Below are 6,641 nucleotides of genomic sequence, written 5' to 3'. Positions count from 1 at the left end.
CCGAAGGTGTTGGTCTCCACGCAGTCCACGCCGACCGCGAAGTACGCCTCGTGCACCGAGCGCACGATGTCGGGGCGGGTGACGTTCAGGACCTCGTTGCAGCCCTCCAGCTGCTGGAAGTCCTCCAACGTCGGCTCCTGCGCCTGGAGCATCGTGCCCATCGCCCCGTCGGCGACCACGACTCGGGTGGCGAGGGCCTCGCGCAGGGCGTCGGCGCGGGCCTGCTGGGCGGACGTGGGTACAACGGTGGCCATGTGGCTGCTCCCTGAGTGCGACGGCTGTCGGCTATGCGCCCCGCCTGGACCGGGGGTGCACCCCGCCAGGGTATCGGTCCGAGGGGGTGCGGTCGGAACCCTTTCCACATCGTGGGCGTCCTTGTCCACCGGAAGGGAGCAACGATCATGCCCACTTCGGGGGAACAGAGCGGGTCGAAGCGCCTGCGACGCGCCCTGCGCGCGTCCGAATGGCGGACACTGGCCGCCCGGGCGGGGCGCCGTTGGCGCGGACGGACCCGCTGGAGCCGGCGGCGGCGCGTCCTCACCGCGCTCGGCACCGTCCTGCTCCTGCTGGTCCTGCCGGTGCTGGGGGCCGCCGCGGCGCTGCGCTGGGAGTACGCGGGCGTCCCGGCGGCGGACGCCCGCACCCGCGGCAAGGACGCGCTCTGGCTGGGCCACGCCTGGGTCGACGGGCGGCGCACGCCCGCGGAGCTGACCGCGCTGGCCGCCAAGGTGCGCAGCACCGGCATCCACGACCTGTACGTGCACACCGGGCCGCTGGAGCACGACGGCTCGCTCGACCCGGCGCTGGCCCCCGGGGCCGCGGACTTCCTGGCCCGGGCGCACGCGGCGCTGCCGGGGGTGCGGATCCAGTCCTGGCTGGGGGACGTGGTGGCGCCCGAGAAGGAGGGCCTGCACCTGGACCGCCCCGACGTCCGGGACCGGCTCACCGCCTCCGCGCGGCAGGTCCTGGACCTGGGCTTCGACGGCGTCCACTTCGACCTGGAGCCGGTGCACTCCGGCTCCCCCGGGTTCCTGGCCCTGCTCGACCAGGTGCACGCGCTGACCGCGGCCCGTTCGGTGCCGCTGTCCGTCGCCGCCCCGCAGATCGATCCCGTCCCGGGGCTGGGCCGGGTCACCTTCGCGCTCAGCAACCACGGCAAGTACTGGTCCGCCGAGTACTTCGCGGCGGCGGCCCGGCGGGTCGACCAGGTCGCGGTGATGTCGTACGACACCTCGATGCCGGTGGAGTCGCTGTACGGCGGCTACGTGGCCCGGCAGACCTCGCTGGCCCTGGCCAACACCCCGCCGGGGGTCGACCTGCTGATGGGCCTGCCCGCCTACTGGGCGGACACGCCCTCGCACCGCGGCGACGCCGAGACCGTCCGCGCGGCGGTCCGCGGCGCCCGGCTGGGCCTGGGCCCGGGCGGGCGGCAGAACTTCGGGCTCGCGCTGTACGTGGACTTCGCGGCAACGCCGGACCACTGGGCGGCGTACCGGGACGGCTGGTGCAACTGAGCGGGAGGGGCTGCACCGCCCTCCCCCCCGGGGGGCGGGCGGTGCGGCCCCGGGCGGCCGGGGTCCGTCCGGTGTCAGGACAGGCGGACCCAGGCGGCCGTGTCGGGGGGCAGTTGGCCGTCGGCCAGCGGCCCGCTGGTGAGCAGCAGGGTGTCGTGGGCGGGCAGGTCGAGCGGTTCGGTGCCGAGGTTGACGGCGCAGGCGAAGCCGGCCGTGCCGCGGGTGAAGAGCAGGGCGTGCGGGGCGGTGGGCAGCCAGGTCAGGTCGGCCGGGGCGGTGGCGAGTTCGGTGCGGCGGATGCGCAGCGCCCGGCGGTAGAGCTCCAGCATGGAGTCCGGGTCGCCGCTCTGGGCGGCGACGGTGAGCTGCGCCCAGTCGGCGGGCTGCGGGAGCCAGGGTTCCTTCGCGCCGTCCGGGGAGAAGCCGAAGGGCGGCTCCAGGCCGGTCCAGGGCAGCGGGACCCGGCAGCCGTCGCGGCCGGGGTCGGTGCCGCCGGAGCGGAAGTGCATCGGGTCCTGCAGCCGGTCCAGCGGCAGGTCCTCGACCTCGGGCAGGCCGAGTTCCTCGCCCTGGTAGAGGTAGAGGGAGCCGGGCAGGGCCAGGGTCAGCAGGGCGGCGGCCCGGGCCCGGCGCAGGCCGAGGGCGAGGTCGGTGGGCGTGCCGAAGGCCTTGGCGTCGAAGGCGAAGCGGGTGTCGGCGCGGCCGTAGCGGGTGACGGTGCGGGTGACGTCGTGGTTGCAGAGCACCCAGGTGGCGGGGGCGCCGACGGGGGCGTGCGCGGCGAGGGTGGCGTCGACGGACTCGCGCAGCTGCCGGGCGTCCCAGGGGCGGGCCAGGAAGTCGAAGTTGAACGCGGTGTGCATCTCGTCCGGGCGCAGGTAGCGGGCGAAGCGCTCGGTGTCGGGCACCCAGATCTCGCCGATCAGGACGCGCGGGTCGGGGTAGGAGTCGGCGATGGCCCGCCAGGAGCGGTAGATGTCGTGCAGGTCGTCGCGGTCGAGGTAGGGGTGCGGATCGGCGCCGGGGACGAGGTCGGGCAGGGCGGCGTCCTTGGCGAGCAGGCCGGCCGAGTCGATCCGGACGCCGGCCGCGCCGCGGTCGAACCAGAACCGCAGGATCTCCTCGTGCTCGCGGCGGACCCGCGGGTGGTCCCAGTTCAGGTCGGGCTGGGCGGCGGCGAACAGGTGGAGGTACCACTGGCCGTCCTCGATCCGGGTCCAGGGGCAGCCGCCGAACTCGGACCTCCAGTTGTTGGGCGGCAGTTCGCCGTGCTCGCCGCGGCCCTCGCGGAAGTGGAACAGTTCCCGCTCGGGGCTGCCGGGGGCGGCCGCCAGGGCGGCCCGGAACCACGGGTGCTGGTCGGACACGTGGTTGGGGACGACGTCCACGATGGTGCGGATGCCGTGCTCGCCCGCTTCGGCGATCAGCTTCTCGGCGTCCTGGAGGGTGCCGAACACCGGGTCGACGTCCCGGTAGTCGGCGACGTCGTAGCCGCCGTCGGCCATCGGGGAGGGGTACCAGGGGTTGAACCAGATGGCGTCCACGCCGAGTTCGGCGAGGTACGGCAGCTTCGCCCGCACTCCGGCGAGGTCCCCGATGCCGTCGCCGTTGCCGTCGGCGAAACTGCGCGGGTACACCTGGTAGATCGCCGCGTTCCGCCACCACTGCTCTGACACGGTCAGGGTTTCCTTTCAGAAGTTGTTGGACCTGGGGCTCGCCGGTGCGGGCCTCAGCCCTTGAGGCTGCCCGCGGTGAGGCCGGCCATGATGTTGCGCTGGAAGACCAGGAACAGGGCGATGGTCGGGACGGAGGCCAGGAACAGGCCCGCGATCAGGGTGTTCTGCGGCATCGAGGTGGCCGCGGTGTTGACGCCGACGTTGAGCGTCTCGTGCTCGGGCACGGTGATCAGCGGCCACAGGAAGTCCTTCCAGACCGCGACCAGACCGAAGATCGACACCACGCCGAGGATCGGCCGCGACAGCGGCAGGATCACCGACCAGAGCGTGCGCAGCGGGCCCGCCCCGTCGATGGAGGCCGCGTCGAGCAGCTCGTTCGGGATCGAGTCGAAGAAGCGCTTGAGCAGGAAGACGTTGAACGCGTTGGCCACGGTGGGCAGCCAGATCACCCACGGGGTGTTCATCAGGTTCACGTGGATCAGCGGCAGGTCGAGCACCGTCAGGTACTGCGGGATCACCAGGGCGGCGGCCGGGATCATCATCGAGGCCAGCATCATGCCGAGGATCACGTTGCCGAGGATCGGCCGCAGCTTGGAGAGCGAGTACGCGGCGGCGACGCAGAAGACCAGCTGCAGCAGCAGGGCGCCGCCCGCGTACACGACGGTGTTCAGCAGCAGTTGGCCCATGCCGAGCCGGTCCCAGGCCTCGGTGAAGGCGTGCGTGCTGGGGTGTTCGGGGACGAGCGTGGGCGGGGTGCGGACCAGTTCCTGGGAGGACTTGAAGCCGCCGGTGGCCATCCAGTAGAGCGGGCCGATGAAGACCAGGGTGGCGACGGCCAGGGTCAGGACCAGGACGATCCGGTAGGTCCGGCGGCCGCCGGGCTGGTTGAGCCGGACCGGCGAGATCAGGGTGCGGGTGCCGCTGTGGACGGGCTTGCTCATCGTCACTCCTCCCCGCCCCGGCGCTCCAGCCACAGGTAGAGGGCGGAGAAGGCGCCGAGCACCAGCAGCAGGACGACGCCCAGTGCGGCCGCGGTGTTGAACTTGTCGAAGTTGAACGCGTAGTTGTAGAGCATGTAGACCACGGTGGTGGTCGATCCCTGCGGTCCGCCGCCGGTGAGGACGAAGGACTCGGTGAACATCTGCATGGTGGCGACCACCTGCAGCATCAGCATCAGGGAGAGGATCAGGCGGGTCTGCGGCACGGTGACGTGCCAGACGCGGCGCAGCAGGCCGGCGCCGTCGAGTTCGGCGGCCTCGTACAGCTCGCCGGGGATGCTCTGCAGGGCGGCCAGGTAGACCAGGGTGGCGCTGCCCATGTTGGCCCAGGTGGAGACGATGACCAGGGAGAACATCGCGGTGTCCTGCGAGGCCAGCCAGGACGAGGTGGGCAGGTGCAGGAAGTCCAGGATCTGGTTGAACAGGCCGTAGCCCGGGTCCATGAAGTACTTGAACAGCAGGATACCCGCGACCGGGGGCAGCATCACGGGCAGGTAGACCAGGATCCGCAGGTAGCTCTGGGCGTGCCGGAACTCGTTGATCACGAGGGCGGTGAGGAACGGCGCCACGAAGCCGAAGAACAGGGCGATGCCGGTGAACTCGAGGGTGTTGCGCCAGGCGGGCCAGAACTCGGGGTCGGCGAAGATCTGCCGGAAGTTGTCGAACCCGACCCAGTGGGTCTCGCCGTAGCGGACCTTCTGGAACGACATGACGATCTCACGGACCATCGGGTACCAGGTGAACAGCGCGAAGCAGAGCAGGGCGCCGATCAGGAAGGCGTGGGCGCGGAGGTTCCGGGCGAGGGCGCGGCGCAGGTGCCCGCCCCGGCGCGGGGTGCGGGTGCGGACCGTGTCGGCTCCGGGCCGCCCGCGGGTCAGCGTGGTGGTCATGGGTGGTGACTCCTCGTCGGTGGACCGGCCGCCGGCCGGACCGCGGGGAGGGGCGGTCCGGCCGGCGGCACCGGTCACTGGTTGGCCAGGATCTGGTTGGCCTGGGACTCGGCGGTGGCGAGGACGCTGTCGAGGTTCGCGTTGGGGTCGGTGAGGGCGGCCGACATCGCGGTGTCGAGGATCTTGTAGAGCTGCTGGGCGGCCGGCGGCTCGGTGATCGACTTGGTGGGGTTCTTGACGTACGGGTCGTAGTTGGACAGCGGCAGGTTGCCGTTGGTCTTCAGCGACTCGGTGATGGCCTTGATCTGCGGCGACTCGGCGGACCAGAAGTACGGCTGCGGGACGGCGATCGCGACCGGGTCCTTGCTGCTGCCCGCCAGGGTCTTGGCGCGGGCGAAGTTGAACTGGCCGGCGTCCGGGGTCTGGTACTGGAAGTTGATCCAGGCGATCTCGGCCTTGATCTGGTTCGGGGTCTGGCCCTTCTTGATGTAGTACAGGTCGCCGCCGCCGAGGCTGTTGCCCGGGCCGGTGGCGCCCGGCATCGGGCCGAGGCCGTACGCCTTGGCGTCGGCGCCGAGGACCTCGATCAGGTGCTTGATGACGTCGGGGGCGCCGAGGAACATGCCGACCTTGCCGGTGGCCAGCGGCGGGAAGGCGTCGGCCCACTGGGTGATCGGGGTGGCGCTGATGCTCTGGTCGGTGAAGCGCATGTCGTGCAGGCGCTTGAGGACCTGCTTGCCCTCGGGCGAGTTGAAGGCGGCCTTCTTGCCGTCGTCGGTGACCATCTTGCCGCCGAGGCTGTAGAGCTCGGAGGTGAAGTGCCAGCCGCCGGTGTTGCCGCCGGAGTAGTCCTGGTAGCCGGTGATGCCGTTGCCCAGGGCGGAGATCTTCTTGGCGGCGGCCTGCAGCTCGTCCCAGGTGGTCGGCGGCTTGTCGGGGTCGAGGCCGGCCTGCTTGAACAGCTCGCGGTTGTAGATCAGGCCGGTGGTGTAGTAGTTGATCGGCAGCGCGTAGACCTTGCCGTCCACCGTCATGTTGTCCTTGACGGACGGCAGCATCGAGGAGAAGCCGGGCAGCGTCTCGTCGTTGACGTACTTGGTGATGTCCTGGGCGTCGCCGGAGTTCAGCGTGGCGTCGCGGTCGGTGAAGTAGGCGTGGAACGCGCCGGTCTCGTCGTGCGCCTTGTACTGGGCGGTCTGCTGGGCCGGGACCTCGCACTGGCCGACGTACGGCTTCGCGTTGATGGTGACGTTCGGGTACTTGGTCTTGAAGAGCGCCAGGTCGTCGGCGTAGTTGGCCTTGCCCGCCGCCTGGTCCGCACCCGGGGCGCAGTCGATGGAGATGGTGACGGTCGCGTTCGGGTCGAGCGGCTTGCCGTCCGCGACGCCGGCCGCGGCGTCGTTGCTGTTGCCGGAGGAGTCGCTGCTGCACGCGGCGGTGCTCAGCAGCAGGCCCGCGGCGAGAGCGAGGGCGGCCATCCGGCTCGATCTGTTCAGCATCATGCGTACCCCATGGGTGGGAGAGGTTTCGGGTGAGGCCGGGCGAAAGCCGACGTGTGAGGAA

The 6,641-nt window shown here is 71.3% G+C and carries 6 protein-coding genes; 1 reads left to right on the top strand and 5 read right to left on the bottom strand.

Annotated elements, in window-relative coordinates; all coding sequences use genetic code 11:
* On the bottom strand, window positions 1–254 hold a 254-nt coding region (locus QSK52_RS03535; RefSeq protein ID WP_285733373.1), incomplete at its 3' end, for a homocysteine S-methyltransferase family protein.
* 147 nt (window positions 255–401) lie between these two features.
* Here QSK52_RS03535 and QSK52_RS03530 point away from each other — a divergent pair.
* On the top strand, window positions 402–1,514 hold the full coding sequence (locus QSK52_RS03530) for a hypothetical protein (RefSeq protein ID WP_285733371.1): 1,113 nt from the start codon (window positions 402–404) through the stop codon (window positions 1,512–1,514).
* 74 nt (window positions 1,515–1,588) lie between these two features.
* On the opposite strand, the gene QSK52_RS03525 is transcribed toward QSK52_RS03530, so the two are convergent.
* From QSK52_RS03525 to QSK52_RS03510, 4 genes are all read right to left on the bottom strand, one after another.
* Entirely contained in the window at window positions 1,589–3,190 is a 1,602-nt protein-coding gene (locus QSK52_RS03525; RefSeq protein ID WP_285733369.1) for a glycoside hydrolase family 13 protein, read from the bottom strand.
* A gap of 53 nt (window positions 3,191–3,243) precedes the next feature.
* Window positions 3,244–4,131: a carbohydrate ABC transporter permease gene (locus QSK52_RS03520; protein ID WP_285733367.1), complete on the bottom strand. Its 888-nt coding sequence runs from the start codon at window positions 4,129–4,131 to the stop codon at window positions 3,244–3,246.
* A 2-nt stretch (window positions 4,132–4,133) separates the two neighbouring features.
* Window positions 4,134–5,078 (bottom strand): carbohydrate ABC transporter permease, encoded by a 945-nt coding sequence (locus tag QSK52_RS03515; protein ID WP_285733365.1) that lies wholly within the window; start codon window positions 5,076–5,078, stop codon window positions 4,134–4,136.
* Window positions 5,079–5,152: 74 nt separating this feature from the next.
* Window positions 5,153–6,577: an ABC transporter substrate-binding protein gene (locus QSK52_RS03510; protein ID WP_285733364.1), complete on the bottom strand. Its 1,425-nt coding sequence runs from the start codon at window positions 6,575–6,577 to the stop codon at window positions 5,153–5,155.
* Window positions 6,578–6,641: the final 64 nt, after the last annotated feature.

This window comes from Kitasatospora phosalacinea, from assembly GCF_030268885.1.
GTDB classification, from domain to species: domain Bacteria; phylum Actinomycetota; class Actinomycetes; order Streptomycetales; family Streptomycetaceae; genus Kitasatospora; species Kitasatospora phosalacinea_C.
This window is presented reverse-complemented; position numbering and strand designations above follow the sequence as displayed.

Excerpts from the sequence above, each read along its gene's own strand:
- QSK52_RS03530 (WP_285733371.1), top strand. The coding sequence starts at position 402 with ATGCCCACTTCGGGGGAACAGAGCGGGTCGAAGCGCCTGCGACGCGCC.
- QSK52_RS03520 (WP_285733367.1), bottom strand. The coding sequence starts at position 4,131 with ATGAGCAAGCCCGTCCACAGCGGCACCCGCACCCTGATCTCGCCGGTC.
- QSK52_RS03515 (WP_285733365.1), bottom strand. The coding sequence starts at position 5,078 with ATGACCACCACGCTGACCCGCGGGCGGCCCGGAGCCGACACGGTCCGC.
- QSK52_RS03510 (WP_285733364.1), bottom strand. The coding sequence starts at position 6,577 with ATGCTGAACAGATCGAGCCGGATGGCCGCCCTCGCTCTCGCCGCGGGC.